This window comes from Kitasatospora sp. NPDC024654, from assembly GCF_055559155.1.
In genome coordinates this window covers 35976-53711 of sequence record NZ_JBVHLF010000028.1, presented here as the reverse complement: position 1 = coordinate 53711, position 17736 = coordinate 35976, and the positions used below count along the sequence as shown (strand labels likewise).

Genomic DNA, 17736 nt, shown 5'->3' with positions numbered 1-17736 from the left:
GTGCCCCCGTTCCCGGCAAGGCCTAACTCATGCTGTCCGAGGCCGAGCCATATGTGTATAGGGTCGTCTCCCGGGGGGACTTGCACCAATTTCCAACCTGGAGTGGGCTTCTGCGCTGCTGGAGATGGACGGTTCTCGGCCTGCCTTTGTCCTGGCGATGTAGGGTGGGTGACTGCCGAGGCTGGTTCTCCCGCCTCTTTAAGTACGCGGTGTGCAGGCGCTGCTGGCCTACCCCTTGCCCGGGCCTGGGCTCCATGTGGTGGCCCTCAGCCTTAAGGACCTGGCGACAAGTCGTACCAGGCCCCGGCGGCACCGCCGAACTGGTGGTGGCGTTCGCCTGCCGGGCGGCCGCGAAGCCACTCGAGTGCGCCAAGCGCGTCGACCTGCCCACCTGCCCGATCGCCCTCCACTGACCGGCCGTTGTGCCTACGGGGCTCAAGGCGCGCTCGGTGGCTACGGCTGGCCATCGCTCGGGAGGACCGGCTTGAGAAATCTGCTCGGCGTTCCGTGCCAGGAGACGCGCAGGGCTTCCCTCGCTCGTGTGCATGCGACGAAGAGCAGGTTCAGCTCCCCGTTGAGGTCCTCCTGGTGCTGCTGTTGATCCGACTCCATCGGAGTGACCGCACCTCGCATCGGTACCACGCCGTCGTTCACGCCTGCCACGGCGACGCAGCGAAACTCCAGTCCCTTCATCCGGTGCATGGTCCCGATCCGCACACCTGGCCCCGAGAGTCCGACACCAAGCAGGCAGGCCTGTATCCCGGCCTGCTCCAGCGCCTGGGCGATGTCGCGGCCCAGCTGGACGAACCGCACGGCCACACCGATGTCCTCCCGGCTGACGTCTGACGTGATCCACTCCGAGATCTGGGTGACAAGTGCCTGGATCTCCTCGGACTTGCTGGGAAAACCTCGCGCGTCGGGATGCGAGCCGTGCAGCGTCGAGTGGTAGCCGGCGAGGGACTCCTCTCCGCCGTCCATGTCGTCCGGCCGCTCGCCGGTGAGGAGGGACGCGGACCAGGTCAGGATCTCGTGCGTGGTGCGATAGTTGATTCGCAGTCGCGAGGAGCGCCCAGCCACCTGGATTCCGAGTGACCGCAGCGAGACCTTGTTGCCATAGATGCGCTGGTGCGTGTCACCGGCGAGGAACAGGTCGTTCGGCCCGGGGACGACCAGAGCACGGAGGAAGCGCCACTGCGCGGGGTGCAGGTCCTGGGCCTCGTCGACCACCACGTGCCGGAACGGACGGCTGTCCAGTCCCTCCAGTTCTCGCGCGGCCTGCGCGCACACCTGAAGGAACGTCCACTCCCCGGACTGCCGCAGCTGCTCCTCGAACGCCGTCACCGCACGCCACAGTTGGGCTCGCTTCAGCGGGCCGAGCGCTGTGCCGCGACCTGCCCGGGATGCCTTGAGATACTGCTCGGGCCCCGTGATCGCCTGTGCCAGCACGACCTGCCGCCACTCCTGATCGAGGAAGACGTCGGTGAAGTCGACACCCAACCGACGGGCGATCCGTCCCCAGCGGGAGATGATCTCGCGCTGGTCGACGACGAGCTTCAGCGGTGCGCCACCGCCTGCACGGCGCACTGTCTCGTTCGCCAACGCGTCGACGTTGACCACCCGCACCTTTGCCCTGATCCGCTCATCCGCGATCAGCAGGGCCAGGCAGCGCTCCAGTTCCGCGGCGAGATCTTTGGTGTAGGTGGTGAGCAGCACCGACCCGTCGGGAGCGCCCGGGGGCAGCCGACGAGCCAGATGGTGGGCACGGTGCAGAGCCACCACCGTCTTTCCGGTGCCGGGACCGCCTGTCACGCGGACCGGCCCGCCGTACGAGTCCCGGTAGGCGACCCGGTGCTGGGCCGGATGCAGGAAGATCCGCCATGTGTCGAACGGTCGTTCCAGGATCTCCAGCAACTCCTCGGGGCCGGACACCAGGGCGACACGGCCGCGCGCGTGCGCCATCGCCGAGACCAGTCCGTTCCCGGGCGGAGCATCACCGACGCCCGCCGCGGTCCGCGCGTAAGCCTGGACGATCTCGCGGTCGATCTCGTCGGGTTCCAGCCCGCTGGCGAGGCCCAGCAGGACGTCGAACTGCTGTTCCGGGAGGACCCTGTGGAGGGCTTCCAGGTGGGCTTCGTCGGGCAGGAGCCGAATGATCGGCAGGATCTCCTCGTCGATGCCAAGGCGGCGCAGGACCTTGTCGGAGTGGCCCGCGAAGAGGCGCCCGGACTCCTCGGAGGCAAGGGCTTTCAGCGACTCGGTGGCGCGTTCCAGCGCGATGTCGTTGCGGATCTCGACACCCTGGGTCGCGGCGTTGACCGAGGCCCGGTGCTTGCACGCCCAGTCGTTGGCCTTGTCGTGGGGGAGGACTTTCAGCAGGAGGTAGCTGTCGCCCTGGTCCGCCTTGAGTACTACTCCGCGCCAGAAGCTCGTGATCCGGATGGTCCGGAGTCTCGGATCGCGCTGGTTGGTCAGCTTCTCCAGATGCGCGCCCGTGTGGGTGGCCGCGGTGAACTTCTCGAAGGTCTCGAAAACCCTTCGCTGCACCGGCTTTTCCAGTGCCGCGAACTCGAGCAGAAAGTCCCGGTGCATACCCAGCGTCGCCACGCAGGCCCCCCCTTGCGCCTCGGTCGGTCGGGCAGTGCGATCACTCTACTGGTACCGACGATCACCCGATGCGCACGTGCGACTGCCCTAGACTCCGCGAGACGGGAGGAGGCGCATGGAGCTCATTGACCGAGGCACCGTGCTCGGGGGGCGCTACCGGCTGGAACACCCCCTGGGACGCGGGTCGATGGGGCGCGTCTGGCGGGGGCGGGACCAGCATTTGGGTCGGGCCGTAGCGGTGAAGACCGTCTCGGCCGAGCTGCTGGCCGATGCGGCGGGCCGAGCCGGTGCGCTACGCCGATTCGAGCGGGAGGCGAAGGCGGCGGCGGCACTCGACCACGCCAACGTCGCGACCGTTCACGACGCCGACGTCACGGGTGCAACCTGCTGGCTGGTCATGCAGCTCATCGACGGGGCGACGCTCGACATCATGCTCGGCGAGCAGGAGCGTCTCGATGTCGAGTCGGCCGTCTCAGTTGCCGCGCAACTCTGTTCGGGCCTGGCAGCAGCGCACGCCGCGGGTCTGGTTCACCGGGATCTCAAGGCCGAGAACGTGATGGTCGGCCGGGACGGTGTGGTCAAGATCCTCGACTTCGGGCTGGTCAAGGTCGTCACGGACAGCGGTCCCCGGCTGACCCTGACCGGCGAGCAGCTGGGCAATCTCCTCTGCGCCTCACCGGAGTTGCTCGTCGGTGCGGCGGCTCTCGACGCCCGCAGCGACCTCTACAGTGTGGGCTGCCTGCTGCACCACATGCTCGCCGGCAGCCCGCCGTTCGACGCCGCGACGCCGACCGCTCTGATGGCCGGCCATCTCGACCGGCGGCCACCACTGCTTGCCGACTGCGGAGTCCGGGTGCCGGCGGGGCTCCAGGAGGTGGTCACGGCGCTGCTGGCCAAGGACCGGGTGGCCAGGCCCAGCTCGGCGGCCGAGGTGTACGGCGCACTCGGGCCGTACCTGCCCGTAGCGGAGCCGGGACCGGTCGCGCTACGCCGGTTCGGGCCCGAGGATCCCCGGCGCCCCTTCGTGCTCCCGCAGGCGCCCTACCCGGTGTGACCGTGTGATCGCCGGTGGGATGAGAGGATGCCTCCCGGCAGTAGCGGTAGCGGCGCGAACGAAACTGTGACTGGGGACGGGGCGTGACACGGGAGATCCTGGGACGCTACGAGTTGGCGGACTTCCTGGGCCGGGGCGGGATGGCCGAGGTGTGGGCCGCGTGGGACCGGGAGGCCGGCCGCGCGGCTGCCGTGAAGTTCCTTGCTCCGTACGGCCTTGACGGTGCGACGGCCGCACTGGAGCAGCGGTTTCTGCGGGAGGCCAGGCTCACGGCCAAGCTGAGTCACCCCGGAGTTCCGGTCGTCCATGACAGCGGCAAGCTCGACGACGGCCGGCTCTACCTGGTGATGGAGCTGGTGCCCGGCGACACGCTGTCGGCCCTGTTGAAGAAGTCGGGGCCGTTCCCGATCCACCGGGCCGCCTCGGTGGCGGCGCAGACGGCCGGCGTCCTGGCGCACGCGCATGCCAGCGGTGTGATGCACCGCGATCTCAAACCGTCCAATCTGATGCTCAACCCGGACGGCGCCGTCAAAGTGCTCGACTTCGGCATCGCCGCGGCCTTGGAGCCCGGCCCGGACGAGCCGCGCCTGACCCGCACCAATGCCACACCCGGCACTGCCGGCTTCATGGCCCCCGAACAGGCGGAAGGCCACCCGGTCGCCGCAAGCGACCTCTACGCTCTCGGCTGCGTGCTCTACGAGCTGCTGACCGGCGTGCCGCCGTTCACCGCTCCGAACGACCTGATGCTGATGTACCGGCACGTGACGGACCCCCCGCCGCCGGTCGCCTCGCACCGAGCCGATCTGCCCGACGCGTTCGCCGACCTGGTGATGCGGCTGCTCGCCAAGGACCCGGCTGATCGTCCGACGGCCGACGAGGTCCGCGACACCGCGCGCCGATGGGCGACCGACGAGGCCGGGCACGCGGTGGCGGTGGAGTCGCGGGAGCGCTCCGTCGCCCCTGCCGAGGCGCTGCGCCGCACCGCGGACGCCGAGAGCGACGACCCGGCATCCGTCATGGTGCTGCTGGAGCGGTACGACCGGCTGCGCCGGAGCGGGGAGCCGGGGCGGGCCTTTGAGGGGTTCGCCGGGCTGGCCGAGGAGCTCCAGGGCAGTCGTGCGGCCGACGCCCCGGAGGTCCTCGCCTGCCGAGTGGGGGCGGCTCGGTGCCTGGCCACGCTCGGCCGCACGGCGGAGGCCCGTGATGCCCTCGAGGCGCTCCTTCCGGCTCAGGAACAGGCCCTCGGCCCCGTGCACCCCTCCGTCTTCGACACCCGGTACCAGATCGCCGTGCTCGTGGCCGGGGCGGGCGACCGGGCCCGGGCCCGCGAGCTCTTGGCGCACCTGCGTGACGCGCAGCGGGCCGCTCTCCCGGAGGGCGATCGCGGACTTGCCAGGACGATCGACTTGATAGCTCGGCTCGATCGGATCCTGGGGAGCGCTCCGTAGATCTGTGAACTGTGTACACGGATTCTGCTGTGGTAGAATCCGTGGGCCGACCGGGTGAGATGTGCCGGAGTCGGCATCATCCGGAGGATCAACGGAAGGCGGACCGATCGTGGCGGATCGGCGTGGGGGCGACGGGATCACGGAGCGACTCCCCGAGGAGGGCGACCTGGTCGAGGTCCGTGGTCAGAGCTGGGTCGTCTCGCGGGTCCAGCCCTCCGCCGGCCCGGAGCAGGACGGCGGCGCCACCCTGGTGCACCTGCAGTCAGTGGCGGACGGCCGCTTCGGCGACACCCTCAGCGTCATCTGGGACATCGAGCCCGGCCGTCGCGTGCTGCCCGCCGGCCTGCTTCCCGATGCCGCCACCGGGCTGTACGACCCGCCGGCCCGCCTGGCGGCCTTCCTCGACGCCGTCCGCTGGTCCGCGGTCGCCTCCGCCGACGCCAGGAACCTCCAGGCGCCCTTCCGCTCCGGCGTCGCCGTCGAGCCGTACCAGCTCGAACCCGTCTCGCGGGCGGTCGGCGCTCCCCGCGTCAACCTGCTCCTCGCCGACGATGTGGGCCTCGGCAAGACCGTCGAGGCCGGCCTCGTCGTCCAGGAGCTGCTGCTCCGTGGCCGGGCCCGCCGCGTCATGGTCGTCTGCCCCGCCGGGCTGACCCTCAAGTGGCGGGACGAGCTGGCCGAGAAGTTCGGCCTCGACTTCACCATCATCGACTCCGAGCAGTGCGCCCGGCTGCGCCGTACCCATGGCACCGCTGCCAACCCGTTCCGGGTCCACGCGCTGAGCATCGTCTCGCTGCCCTGGCTGCGCGGGGCCAAGGCGCAGCGCCTGCTCGACGAGGTGATCCCGGTCGGCGAGGCCGCGCGCAACGAGGACGGCACGGAGCGCCGCTTCTTCGACCTCCTGGTCCTCGACGAGGCGCACCACGTCGCACCGGCGGCGCCCAAGCAGGTGTACGCCGTCGACTCCCAGCAGACCAAGCTGATCCGCCGCCTGGTGCCGCACTTCGAGCACCGGCTCTTCCTCTCGGCGACTCCGCACAACGGCTACCCGGAGTCCTACACCGCGCTGCTCGAACTCATCGACAACCAGCGGTTCGCCCGTGGCGTCGACCCCGACAAGGACGCACTCAGGGACACCGTCGTCCGGCGGCTGAAGAGCAACGTCAAGAACCCCGACGGCAGCGACCGCTTCCGCACCCGCCGTACCCACGAGCGCGAGGTCGAGTACACGCCGGCCGAGCGGGAGGTCCACGGTCTGCTCAGCAGCTTCGCCGACCTGCGCCGAGGCCGCCTGGCCCCCGGGGCCCGTGGTGGCCGCCGGGCCGCCGACCTGGTCACCCTGCTGCTGAAGAAGCGCCTCTTCTCGTCCCCCGCCGCCTTCCTGCACACCGTGCGGACCTACCTCTCGCACCTCGACGACACGGCCGGGCGCCCGCGCGGTGCCGCCACCGAAGTGCCGGACTGGCTGGAGGAGTTCGACGACCTCGCGGCAGAACTCGACGACCTCGCGCTCGCCGAGGCGGAGGACGACGCGCTCACCCGCTCCACCCGGCTCACCCCCGAGGAGGACGGTGAGGAGCTCCGCCTGCTGCGCGAGATGGAGCGCTGGGCGCTGACCCATGAGGCCGCCGCCGACTCCAAGGCCGCCGCACTGATCGACTACCTCAAGGCGGTCTGCCGCCCGGACGGCAAGCTCTGGACGAACGAGCGGGTCGTCGTCTTCACCGAGTACCGCGACACCCAGAAGTGGCTGACCGACCTGCTCCGTCAGGAGGAGATGACCGACGGCGGCCGGATCGCCCAGCTGCACGGCGGCCTCACCACCGAGGAGCGCGAGCAGATCCGGCTCGGCTTCCAGGCCGCTCCGGACACCCCGGAGGGCCGCGTCCGGATCCTCATCGCCACGGACGCGGCCAGCGAGGGCATCGACCTGCAGAACCACTGCTGGCGCCTGGTGAACTACGACATCCCCTTCAACCCCAACAAGCTCGAACAGCGCATCGGCCGGATCGACCGCTGGGGGCAGCGCAAGGACCCGGAGATCCGCCACTTCGTGGGTGCCGGCTGGCAGACGGCCGCCGCCGGCTCCTACGAGGCCGACCTTGAGTTCCTCTCCCGGGTCGCGCGGAAGGTCGCCCGGATGGAGGAGGACCTCGGCTCGGTCAACGCCGTGATCGCCGACGCCGTCCAGCGCCGGATGGCGGGCGATCAGACCCCGGTCGACATCGAGAACGCCAAGCCCCGGCAGATCAAGGGCCGGACCACCGGCGGGACGGTCGCACCCGAGCAGAACGTCACGGCCCAGGCCAAGCGGCTGGCGGAGCAGTACGACGAGACCGTCGAGGCCCTCGGGCTGACCCCCGGCAACATCCGCCGCGTCGTGGACACCGCGCTTGCCCTGGACCGCCAGCAGCCGCTGGTGCCCTACTTCCACGAGGACTTCGACGGCGGCCTCTACCAGGTCCCGCCGCTCACCGGCACCTGGGAGCGCGCCACCCGTGGCCTGGCGCACAAGCTCCGCCCGAGCGAGCAGCGCCCCGTCACCTTCGACGCCAAGATCGCCGGTGAGGGGCGCGACGAGGTCGTCCTGGCCCACCTGAAGCACCCCCTCGTCGCGCTCTCCACCCGGCTGCTCACCGCCGCCGTCTGGAACGCCGACAGCGTGGGGCTGCATCGGGTGGCCGCCGTGGTCACCGACGATCCCACCGTGGAGACCACCCTGGTGGGCGCGTACGCCAGGTACGTGCTCGTGGGCGTCGACGGGACCCGCCTGCACGAGGAAGTGCTGTACGCGGGCGGGTGGTTCGGCGACACCGGACGCTTCCGCCGCTGGGAGTCCGTGCGCGGCCTGGGGGCGGTCCTCTCGGGCGCGCTCACCAGCGGGGTCGAGGCCGCGCCGCACCTGCGGGCGGACTTGGCCGAGGCGTGGCCCCGCCTCGCCCAGCCGCTGTACGACTCGCTGGCGGCACGCTCGCGCGAGCGGCGGGCCTCGTTGGAGAGGGCCCTGCTCGACCGGCGCGGGGAGGAGGAGCGGCGCATCCACGGCACACTCGACCGCTTCGAGGCGACGCTGCGCGCCAAGCTGAAGGAGGAGGGCGACGCGGTCGGCGAGCAGATCGCCCTCTTCGGCGACCGCGAACTCACCACCACCGAGCAGCGCCAGTACCGCGAGGACCGCGAGCGCTGGCAGGCCCGCCTGGACGGGCTCGCCGCCGAGCGCGAGCGCGAACTCGTCGCCATCGACGCGCGCTACCGCGAGCCGCGCTCGCACCTCTTCCCCGTCGCCGTCGTCTTCGTGATCCCCGAGAAGGATGCCGCCCGATGAGCCCGAGCCCCGCCGTCTCCCGCGGACTTGCCGCTGCCAAGGCCAAGGCCCTCGACGGTCGCGCCCAGCACCAGGAGTGGCTCGACCTCGCCGAGGTGTCCGGCCCCTTCCTCACCCTGCCGGTCCTGCTCCAGGCCTGGCCGCAGCTCGACGCCGTCGAGCGCGACCAGCGCAAGCGGCTGCGCGCCCACCATGCCGACTGGCAGACCGACCCGGCGGCCGGCCGGGACGAGTGGGTCTCGTACGTGCTGCGCGACCTGCTGGATTGGGGCGATGCCCTGGCGCTGCGCCAGGGCGAGGACGACGACCTGGTGCTCGACCGCTTCACGGTGGAGGTGCCCGAGCACGGGGCCCGGCTGCGTGCCGACTTCGCCCTGGTCGAGCCGGGCGGCGACCTGGCCGCCGAGCCCGACGCGGCGGCCGCGGCCAAGCGGGTCCCGCTGATCGGCATGGTCGTGCCCAGCGGGACCGTCCCCACCGCCCGCGCTGCCTGGGGTGGCGAGTGGTCCGCCACCCCCGCCGACCGCCTCGCCCGGCTCTGCCGCCACCACGGCATCCCGCTCGGCCTCGTGACGGACGGCCGCTGGTGGTGCCTGGTCTGGGCGCCGGTGGGCGGGGTCACCACGACGGCGGTCTTCGACGCGATCGGCTGGAACGAGGCGGCCGAACGCAACGTCGTCCGCGCGTGGATCTCGCTGCTGCGGCGGCGCCGCTTCTTCGAGTACGAGCAGCACGAGACCCTGAGCGGGCTGCTGCGCAAGAGCCTGGAGGCGGGCGAGGAGGTCACCGACGCGCTCGGCGTCCAGGTCCGCCAGGCGGTCGAACTGCTCGTGGACGCCATCAGCCGGGCCGACGCGCGGGCGATGGAACGCGGGGCGCCGGGGCTGCACGCGGAGAACGTCAGTGCCAGTGAGGTCTACCGGGGCGCCGTCGCCGTGATGATGCGGGTCGTCTTCCTGCTCTTCGCGGAGGAGCGGGGGCTGCTGCCGGCGTCCGACCAGGTGTACGCCGACTCGTACTCGGCTGGGCGACTGTGCGCGGACCTGGAGGCCCGGGCCCAGGCCGAGGGCGAGGGCGCGCTGGAGCACACCACCGCGGCCTGGCACCGGCTGATCGCGCTCTTCCACGCCGTGTACGGGGGCGTGCAGCACGACGAGTTGACGCTGCCCGCGTACGACGGCTCGATCTTCGACCCGATGCGGCACCCTTGGCTGGAGCTGGGCTCGCCGCTGCTGCCGATCGACGACCGCACGGTGCTGCACATGCTCCAAGCGGTGCAGTACGTCCAGATCGGTACGGGCAAGAAGCGGGAGCGGCGCCGGCTCACCTTCCGGGCGCTGGACGTCGAGCAGATCGGCTACGTGTACGAGGGCCTGCTCTCGTACGACGGCCGGCGGGCGGTCGACACGGTGATCGGGCTGATCGGGCCGGTCGGGCTGGAGCACGAGGTTCCGCTGCGGGAACTGGAGTCGCTGGCGGCGACGTGTCAGGACGTGAAGGGGCTCGCGAAGAAGATCAGCGAGGCGTACAAGGAGCCCAAGCCCGGGATCGGCAACGCGGCGAAGATCGAGAAGCTGCTCGCGCCGCCGACGGGGGAGGCGCGGGAGGAAGCGAAGCGACTGCTCTTCGCGGCCTGCCGGGACGCCGAGTTGACGGAGCGGCTACTGCCGTTCTTCGGGATCCTCCGGCGCGACCTGCGGGACCTGCCGGTGGTGATCCCGGCCGGTGCGCTGTACGTGACGCCGTCCTCGCTGCGGAAGAACACGGGCACGCACTACACGCCGAGGCGGCTCGCGGAGGAGATCGTCCGGCACGCGCTGGAACCACTGGTGTACCGGGTCGGGCCGCTCCAGACGGCGCGGACCGAGGACTGGGAGCACAAGACGGCGGCCGAGATCCTGGAGCTGAAGGTCGCCGACATCGCGATGGGGTCCGGCGCGTTCCTGGTCGCGGCCTGCCGGTATCTGGCGGACAAGCTCATCGACGCGTGGTCCCGGGAGAAGCGGGAGGACGCGGTTGCGTACCGGGCCGACGGGCGGGAGATCGACACGGTGACGGCGGCTGACGCCGAATCCGATCCGATCGTGGTGGAGGCGCGTCGGCAGATCATCGAGCACTGCCTGTACGGGGTGGACATCAACCCGATGGCCGTGGAGATGGCCAAGCTTTCGTTGTGGCTGGTGTCCATGGACAAGGAGCGGCCGTTCACCTTCCTGGACGACCGGATGCTGGCGGGAGACTCCCTGCTCGGGGTCGTCAGCCTTGAGCAGCTGAAGGCCGTCCACCTGGTGGTGCGGAGGGGCGATCTCCATGGAGCGGAGGCCGACACCGAGCGGCAGATCGAGGAGGCGGCGCGGGACAGGCATGCCATCACGGAGATAAGGGGTGATGGCCTGCCGGCGCTGGCGAAGAAGCGCGAGCTGCTGGAGACGGTACGGCAGCACACTGCTCGGCTGGGGCTGGTCGGTGACCTGATCGCGGGGGCGGCGCTGGCGACGTGTGCGTCGGGGCGGGTGTCGTGGTACGAGCACGATGGCGGCGAGCGGGTGAGGGATCTGTTCCCGCAAGCGGCGGGGGCAGCAGCGGAGCTCGGGCTGGGGGACATGGACGAGGCTACGCCCGGGGTGGTGAGGGCTCGTCAGTTGGCGAAGGATTGGCTGGCGAGCGAGCTGCCGGAGGGCGGACTCGAACGGCGGCCGGTGCACTGGCCGTTGGAGTTCCCGGAGGTCTTCCAGGAGCGGGGCGGGTTCGATGCGGTGGTGGGGAACCCGCCGTTTTTGGGTGGGAAGAAGCTGACGGGGGCACTGGGGGAGGCGTATCGCGAGTACATGGTGGATTACCTTGCGCGGGGGAGGCGAGGTAATGCGGATCTGGTCGCGTACTTCGAGCTGCGTGCGCATGAACTGCTGAACGGCAGTGGTCAAACCGGCCTAATTGCGACGAATACCCTCGCCCAGGGGGACACCCGTGAGGTAGGCCTTGATCAGCTGGAAGCTTCAGGTGTGGAGATTCGCCGCGCGGTAAAGAGTGCGCCGTGGCCGTCAAGTTCTGCCGTATTGGAGTATTGCGCCGTATGGACAAGTCGGGCCATTGTATGCGAGTCGGCGGGCCGAATCCTGGGGGGAGTTTCAGTATCGAGGGGTATTTCCACCTCATTGAATCCGGTGACCCGCGAGCCTTCCTGGGTGGAAAGACTAGATGGTAGCGCAGGGCTCGCTTTCATCGGAAACTTCGTAAATGGCATAGGGTTCGTCCTGGACCCATCGGAAGCTGATGACCTTATCTCTCAGGATGGGCGGTATGGTGACGTCATCTCTGACTACTTGAACGGGCAGGATCTGAACAATAGTCCAATTCTGGCCGCGAGTCGTAAGATTATTGACTTCGAAAATCGGACTCAGGTGCAGGCCGCGGATTATCCATTGGCTCTTTCTCGGGTGCGTAAGCTGGTTAAGCCTCAGAGGGATCGCCTGGGGGATGACAAAAAGCTTGTTCGTGAGCGCTGGTGGCAGTTTGAAAAGCTTGCCCCGGGTCTGAGAAATGCACTAAAGCCTCTCGGCCACTGCATTTCAATTGCACTTGTGAGCAAGGTTGTCATGCCAGTTATGGTGCCGACTGGCCAGGTTTTCTCGCACAAGCTTGGCGTGTTCGCATCTAATGACTTCGCATTGCTTGCGTTCCTCAGTAGTGCGCCCCACTACTGGTGGGCTCTTGATCGCAGCTCGACCATGAAGGCTGATCTCAACTACAGCCCTTCCGACGTCTTCGAAACCCTCGTCCGCCCTTCCCTCACCGAGGACCTCCGGGCTGCCGGTACCCGACTCGACACCTTCCGGCGTGAGCTGATGCTCCGCCGCAACATCGGGCTGACGGCCACCTACAACCTCGTCCACGACTCCTCCTGCGAGGATGACGACATCACCGAACTCCGGGTCATCCACGAGGAGATCGACCGCGCGACCATCGCCGCCTACGGCTGGTATGACCTGCTTGATCCCACCGGCGCCACCCGCCCCGCTGACCCGACGCACGAGACGTACCCGCTCGATCACGGGTTCCACGAGACCGACCAGGGTACTCGGTACACCATCGGTCTGCTCGCCCGCACCGAGATCATCGACCGCCTCCGTCGGCTCAACCACCAGGCGTACGCCGACGAGGTGTTCCTCGGGTTGCACAAGAAGCCGAACCGGCGTGCCGACCTTCCTTCGCCCTCCGCCGAGGCTCGGCGTAGGAAAGCGGAGCGGCCGAACAAGACCGGCACCACCGACTTCGGTGACGATGGGAACTCACCGCCGGAGGGCGCTCTCTTCTGACAGGCCCGGTCGTTGAGGCGGCCCTCGCTCGGTGAGCGGGGGCCGCCTCGTGTCAGTGGGTGAAGTCGGCGTGGTGGTCGAACTCGCCGGCCTTGACACCCTGGAGGAACTTGGCGAACTTGGCCGGGGTAGTGCGGACGATGATGGCGCCGCTGTCGGACTCGCGGAGTTCGACCAGCCCGTTGGCCGTGCGCACCTCGACGCATTCGTTGGATGCGCCGCTGTAACTGGATTTCTGCCACCCGGACTTACTCATACTTGCCCCTCGTCTCATCCCTGATGGATCGAATGAACTTACGCGACTCATCATCCGACAAGGCGAGAGACCCCAGGCGGGCGAAGGTTGCCCGGTGGCTGGCCAGGTCTGCTGGAGCGTCGAAGAACAGGACGCCCAGTGCGGTGTCCATCTGAAGCGTTGCGAGCTCTGGCACCACCGCTTCGGCGAACATGAGGTTCTCGCCCGCGCCGGGGAAGGTGTCCATGTCGAACGGAACCACTCGGACAGAGATCGCTTGCGTGTCGGAGTCCTCGATCAGGCTGTCGAGTTGGTCTGCGAGCACCTTGGGTCCACCGAACTGCATCCGCAGGGCGGCTTCATGGATGAAGGAGGTATACGGCGTTCCGCTGGTGCGGATGACGCGTTGGCGCTGAACTCGGAATGCCGTCCTGACATCGATGTCGTGACGAGGTAGCGGTGGCGTGATCCGTGCGAACACCGCAGAAGCGTATGCCTCGGTCTGCTGGAGGCCGGGGATATAGGTGGTCGCCCAGGTGTAGAGCTTGTGGGCGTGGGCCTCCATCTCTGCTACTTCGAGGAAGTCCGTCGGCAGGATCCCGCGGTACTCCTCCCACCAGTTCCTTCCGCGTGAGGCGATGAGGTTAGCGATGGCGTCGATGAGTGGCTGGTTGGTGCACTTGCAAGCTGCTGCGACTGTACGAAGCCGGTCCGCGCTGACGCTGGTCTTTCCGTTCTCCATCTGCGTCACCTGGGCAGGGCTCACGCCGAGCGCGTGGGCGAGCTGGCTGCCGCCCAGGCCGGCTTGTTCTCGCATCCTTCGCAACTCGGCGCCCAGGCGGCGCTGACGAAGCGTTGGGTTGTGGCGACCGGGCATGGTGTCCTCTCGGCGTTTCGTGGGATCAGTCTGCCGCGCAGCCCGCGGCGATGGCCATCTGTCCCACGGAAGAGGGAACTTCTCCAGATCTACTTAAATTTAAGTACCAGTGGCGCTATGGTCGATCTCACATCGATCCGACGGATCGTCAGTAACGCCTGTCACCTGGGCAGTAGGCGCCTGCTGCCCCCGCACCGCAGAGCAGCCGCGCGCGGCATCAACCAGCCCCGTCCCGGCCTGGCTCACGGCGACGCATCCGCCGCTGGACGACCGAAACCCGCACCCAGCCTCACGGAGGCCCCCCATGTGTACCTTCAGCCTGCCCAGGACGCCCAAGACGCCCAATCCTCCCGAGCCCCCCGACTGGTCCGCCGCCCGCGACGAGCTGCGCGACCTCCTCACCACGGCTGGGTGGCCCGATGACCTGATCTGGGACGCCGAACTCGCCCTCCACGAGCTCTTCGTCAACGCGTGGAAGCACGGCGGCAGCCCCGCGCCCGTCGTGGTCGTCCTGCTCCTCGCCGACCGCGCCCTCCGCACGCTCCGCGTCACGGTCGCCGACGACAGCCCCACCCTCCCCGAGCAGCGCACCACCGATGCTGCCGACCCCTACGAGCTGTCCGGGCGCGGCCTGCACCTGGTCCGCTCGCTCACCCACCGCTTCGGCGCCGCCCCGCGCAAGCACGGCGGCAAGGCGGTCTGGTTCGAGCTGGACAGCGTCGCGTGAGCCCCCGCCGCCAGCCGATCGCGCCGGCCGACCCCCGGACGCGCGACTACACCGAGCCCCAGGTCACCGCGCTGATCCGCGAACTCCACCAGCGGGGAGGCCGCTTCGGCATCCTCTGGGGCTCCGCCCGTACCAACGGCGTCGTCAACGGGCACCTCCTCGTCGACTTCGGCAACGCCCCGGTCAGCACCCTCCTCAACCTCCTTCGCCTCCTCCAGGACGCGGAGGCGAGCGAAGCATGGGAGTCGTGATCCCCTTCAACACCCAGCCGGTGCACGTCGAGCGGACCACGCTCGCCCACCTCGACGTCGAGGCCGTCCCCGACGCGACGGTCCAGGTCCGGGTGGCAGTCGACCTCGACATCCACGCCGGCCCGGGCGAGCAGCTCGCGTTCGCCCTCACCCGGGCCCAGGCGGAGGACCTCCTGCACGGCCTCGCCGCTCACCTCGGCCACCGCGTCATCGGAGCCCGTCGGTGAGACCCGCACTCGCCGCACTCACCGCCGGGCCGAATCCCCAACTCGGCCCGGCGGCCCGGCAGCAGACCTCAGCCCCGCCGGGCGAGATCGAGCGCTGCCGTGTGGACGAACCACTCCAGCACGCCGCACAGCTCCTCGCCGTGCTCGGCGAAGACCTGCAACGGGAACGACGGGCGCAGCTCCAGCTTCGCCTCCGCCAGCTCGATCCCCTCGATCTCGTTCAGCCGGCGCAGCAGCTCGCGCCGCACCTCGGTGTCGTCGAACGGGCTGCGGTCCTTCAGGTACTGGAAGACCACCTCCGCCGTGCCCGTCACCGGGTAGAGCGCGAGCGGCCACAGCAGGTGCGGCTGGGCGGCGGTGCCCGCGTCGAGCATCGGGAAGCAGCTGGTCTCGTCATGGCGGCCGTAGTCCAGGTGGCCGCCCTGCCGCTCCCAGAAGCGCAGCGCCGCCAGCACCGCGTCCGCCGCCTCGGTCTGGTTCTCGGCCAGTTGGGAGCGGAAGCGCTCGGCCGCCGCGGTGCTCTCGGCGTCGGGCAGCGGATCGCCCGCCCGGTCCTGTGGCATCTCGCGGCCGAGCAGCGTGGCCAGCTCCTGGGCGCTCAGACGGTGGGAGCCGTGGGCGCGCCCGCGCTGGTCGAACGGCACGCCCTCCTGCTCCAGGAGCTCCTGCGGCGTCTCGGTGCGGCCGTCGAGCCAGCGGAAGTTCGAAGAGACCCGGCCGTCCGAGTTGAGGACGCGGTACGCACCGATCACACCGGGCTTGGTGGCCAGGTGGTTCCCGACGCCCAGCCCGTGGAGTCCGATGAGTTCGGCGATGTCCCCGTACGCGGTCCAGGTGCCGCTGGGCATCGCGATGAGGGCGGCGCGCAGGTCGGCCCAGCCCGGCCACTCCTCGCCGACCGCCTTCGCCGTGCCCAGCGGGCCGGGCCACAGCTCGCAGGCGCGCCGGGCGAGGCGGTCGGCGCGGGCCAGGATCTCCGCCCTGCCCCAGCGTTCCTCGGCGGCGATCTCCTGGTTCATCCGCAGGGCGCTGGAGTCGAGGATCTGCTGCTTGCGCTGGAAGGGGTGATTGGAGAGTTTGGAGTTGTCGCCCGAGAGGGTCACGTTGCCAAGGGTGTGCACCAGGAGTTCGTGCAGCTCCTTCGGGGTCTGGCCGTCCTCGGTCTCCTCCGCGAGCAGGTCGAACCATGCCTGCGCCGGGCGCTGGGGCAGGACGTGCTCCAGCGTCAGGGACGCCTTCTCGAAGTCGACCGGCTCGCTCGCCGCGTAGCTCTCCTCCAGGCGGCGCAGCACCTGGAGGCGCTGGGCGGACCGCCCGCCCCAGTAGAACGGCTTGGTGCGGACGGCCTCCCGCAGGTCCTCGTCGGAGGGCCACCTGCGGCGGCGGGCGGAGAGCAGCCGGCGCACGGCCTCGGCGGGCGGGCGGTCGTCCTCCAACTCCCTGGGGGCCTCCATGAAGATCCGGTTCAGGTTGTTCGTCGGCACCTGGCAGATCATCCGCCGGACCAGGAACGACTCGACGTAGCCGAGCGCCTCGGCGGCTTGCGCGGCCGTCGCCCGGCCGGCGTCGACGAGGTCGAGCAGGTGGAGGGTGAGCGGGAGGTGGGTCTGCCCGCCCCAGGCACCCAGGCGCTCCAGTACGGCGCGCAGGGCGGGAGAGTTCTCCCGCTCCGGCTCCAGGATGCGCAGCAGCCGCCCGGCCCGGTCGGCGAGCTGGGCGATCTCGGCCCGCAGCTCCGCCTCGTCGTGCTTGACCGCGTCGAGCCGCGCCTGCTGCGCGCGGTAGATGTCGCTCTGCTTGGCCTTGCTGTGGCCGCGTACCACCAGGTCCAGCCAGACAAGGAGTTCCAGGCGCTCCGGGCCCAGCTGCTGCTGCATCGGCAGCCACAGCTCCCGGTAGACCCGCTCACCCTGCTTCGGCAGCAGGCTGAAGACGTAGTTGCGCAGCAGGTCGCTCTGGCTGAGGCCCTTGCCGGTGTCGTTGATCGACTCGAAGATCCGGTAGACGTTGTCGCCCGGTTCGGCGCTGATCTCGACGATCGACAGCAGGTCCTTCAGGACGGTCTCCACCGCTGCCGACCACGCGGGGCCGTGGGCGTCCTCGCCCTGGGCGAGGACGCCCCGGAAGAACCGGTAGGCGGTGCCGACGTTGCCGGCGCCGCCCGCCTCCGGCGAGGACTCTACGCAGGCCGTGAACGCGCCCCGGTCCGCCTGGGTGGGCAGCAGGCGGTAGTGGTCGAGGTCCTCGTCGAACTCGTTGACCAGGAGCTGCCGGTGGACCCGGTCGGCGGCCTTCGCGGCGCCGGCGGCCTTGAAGTGGTCGCGCAGGGCGGTGCAGGCGAGCATCAGGGTGGTGAGCCGCTGCTGTCCGTCGACCACCAGCCAGCGCTGGACGCCGCCGGCCTGGAGGTGGCCGGGCGCCAGGACGACGGAGCCGAGGAAGTGCGCCGCCGGCAGATCGCCGGCGAGGTGCTGGTCCACCAGCTCGGAGACGTCGTCCCAGAGCCGCGCCAGGTGCTTCTGCCGCCAGCTGTAGGTGCGCTGGTAGAGCGGTACCTGGAACTGCTTCTGGCCCTGGACCAGTTTGAGGAACGTGATCTCCTGCGCGCGCATGACTCCCCTTCAGGCGGTGGTCCACCGGGCACCGGGCTCGTGACCGACCGCCAGCGTACG

11 protein-coding genes are annotated in these 17736 nt (G+C 69.8%); 7 read left to right on the top strand and 4 right to left on the bottom strand.

Annotated elements, in window-relative coordinates:
- Window positions 1-453: 453 nt before the first annotated feature.
- Window positions 454-2604: a 3'-5' exonuclease gene (locus ACZ38L_RS18575; protein WP_465694207.1), complete on the bottom strand. Its 2151-nt coding sequence runs from the start codon at window positions 2602-2604 to the stop codon at window positions 454-456.
- A gap of 115 nt (window positions 2605-2719) precedes the next feature.
- On the opposite strand from ACZ38L_RS18575, the gene ACZ38L_RS18570 reads away from it, so the two are divergent.
- The 4 genes from ACZ38L_RS18570 to ACZ38L_RS18555 all read left to right on the top strand — a co-directional run bounded on the left by ACZ38L_RS18570 (window position 2720) and on the right by ACZ38L_RS18555 (window position 12747).
- Window positions 2720-3658 carry a serine/threonine-protein kinase gene (locus ACZ38L_RS18570; RefSeq protein WP_465694206.1) on the top strand — a complete coding sequence of 313 codons (939 nt, stop codon included), beginning with the start codon at window positions 2720-2722 and terminating at the stop codon, window positions 3656-3658.
- Between the two features lie 83 nt (window positions 3659-3741).
- Window positions 3742-5106: a serine/threonine-protein kinase gene (locus tag ACZ38L_RS18565; RefSeq protein WP_465694205.1), complete on the top strand. Its 1365-nt coding sequence runs from the start codon at window positions 3742-3744 to the stop codon at window positions 5104-5106.
- A gap of 109 nt (window positions 5107-5215) precedes the next feature.
- Window positions 5216-8431 carry a DISARM system SNF2-like helicase DrmD gene (gene drmD, locus ACZ38L_RS18560; protein ID WP_465694204.1) on the top strand — a complete coding sequence of 1072 codons (3216 nt, stop codon included), beginning with the start codon at window positions 5216-5218 and terminating at the stop codon, window positions 8429-8431.
- Entirely contained in the window at window positions 8428-12747 is a 4320-nt protein-coding gene (locus ACZ38L_RS18555; RefSeq protein ID WP_465694203.1) for an Eco57I restriction-modification methylase domain-containing protein, read from the top strand. Before drmD ends, ACZ38L_RS18555 begins: the two co-directional genes overlap by 4 nt.
- 52 nt (window positions 12748-12799) lie before the next feature.
- Here the strand turns inward: ACZ38L_RS18555 and ACZ38L_RS18550 are convergent, their stop codons facing one another.
- Window positions 12800-13003: a DUF397 domain-containing protein gene (locus ACZ38L_RS18550; RefSeq protein WP_465694202.1), complete on the bottom strand. Its 204-nt coding sequence runs from the start codon at window positions 13001-13003 to the stop codon at window positions 12800-12802.
- Window positions 12996-13859, bottom strand: a complete 864-nt coding sequence (locus ACZ38L_RS18545) for a helix-turn-helix domain-containing protein (protein WP_465694201.1) — start codon at window positions 13857-13859, stop codon at window positions 12996-12998. The genes ACZ38L_RS18550 and ACZ38L_RS18545 overlap by 8 nt, the downstream gene beginning before the upstream one ends.
- 304 nt (window positions 13860-14163) lie before the next feature.
- On the opposite strand from ACZ38L_RS18545, the gene ACZ38L_RS18540 reads away from it, so the two are divergent.
- The 3 genes from ACZ38L_RS18540 to ACZ38L_RS18530 are packed head-to-tail and all read left to right on the top strand — an operon-like array spanning window position 14164 to window position 15064.
- Complete coding sequence (locus ACZ38L_RS18540) at window positions 14164-14586, top strand: ATP-binding protein (RefSeq protein ID WP_465694200.1); 423 nt, start codon at window positions 14164-14166, stop codon at window positions 14584-14586.
- A complete protein-coding gene (locus ACZ38L_RS18535; RefSeq protein ID WP_465694199.1) occupies window positions 14583-14837 on the top strand; it encodes a hypothetical protein in 255 nt (84 codons plus the stop codon). The genes ACZ38L_RS18540 and ACZ38L_RS18535 overlap by 4 nt, the downstream gene beginning before the upstream one ends.
- Window positions 14825-15064, top strand: a complete 240-nt coding sequence (locus ACZ38L_RS18530) for a hypothetical protein (RefSeq protein ID WP_465694198.1) — start codon at window positions 14825-14827, stop codon at window positions 15062-15064. The genes ACZ38L_RS18535 and ACZ38L_RS18530 overlap by 13 nt, the downstream gene beginning before the upstream one ends.
- A gap of 68 nt (window positions 15065-15132) precedes the next feature.
- On the opposite strand, the gene ACZ38L_RS18525 is transcribed toward ACZ38L_RS18530, so the two are convergent.
- Entirely contained in the window at window positions 15133-17676 is a 2544-nt protein-coding gene (locus tag ACZ38L_RS18525) for a GmrSD restriction endonuclease domain-containing protein (protein ID WP_465694197.1), read from the bottom strand.
- Between the last annotated feature and the right edge of the window lie 60 nt (window positions 17677-17736).

Coding starts and splice junctions, on each gene's coding strand:
- ACZ38L_RS18530 (WP_465694198.1), top strand. CDS start 14,825: ATGGGAGTCGTGATCCCCTTCAACACCCAGCCGGTGCACGTCGAGCGG.
- ACZ38L_RS18570 (WP_465694206.1), top strand. CDS start 2,720: ATGGAGCTCATTGACCGAGGCACCGTGCTCGGGGGGCGCTACCGGCTG.
- ACZ38L_RS18550 (WP_465694202.1), bottom strand. CDS start 13,003: ATGAGTAAGTCCGGGTGGCAGAAATCCAGTTACAGCGGCGCATCCAAC.
- ACZ38L_RS18545 (WP_465694201.1), bottom strand. CDS start 13,859: ATGCCCGGTCGCCACAACCCAACGCTTCGTCAGCGCCGCCTGGGCGCC.
- ACZ38L_RS18555 (WP_465694203.1), top strand. CDS start 8,428: ATGAGCCCGAGCCCCGCCGTCTCCCGCGGACTTGCCGCTGCCAAGGCC.
- ACZ38L_RS18540 (WP_465694200.1), top strand. CDS start 14,164: ATGTGTACCTTCAGCCTGCCCAGGACGCCCAAGACGCCCAATCCTCCC.
- ACZ38L_RS18525 (WP_465694197.1), bottom strand. CDS start 17,676: ATGCGCGCGCAGGAGATCACGTTCCTCAAACTGGTCCAGGGCCAGAAG.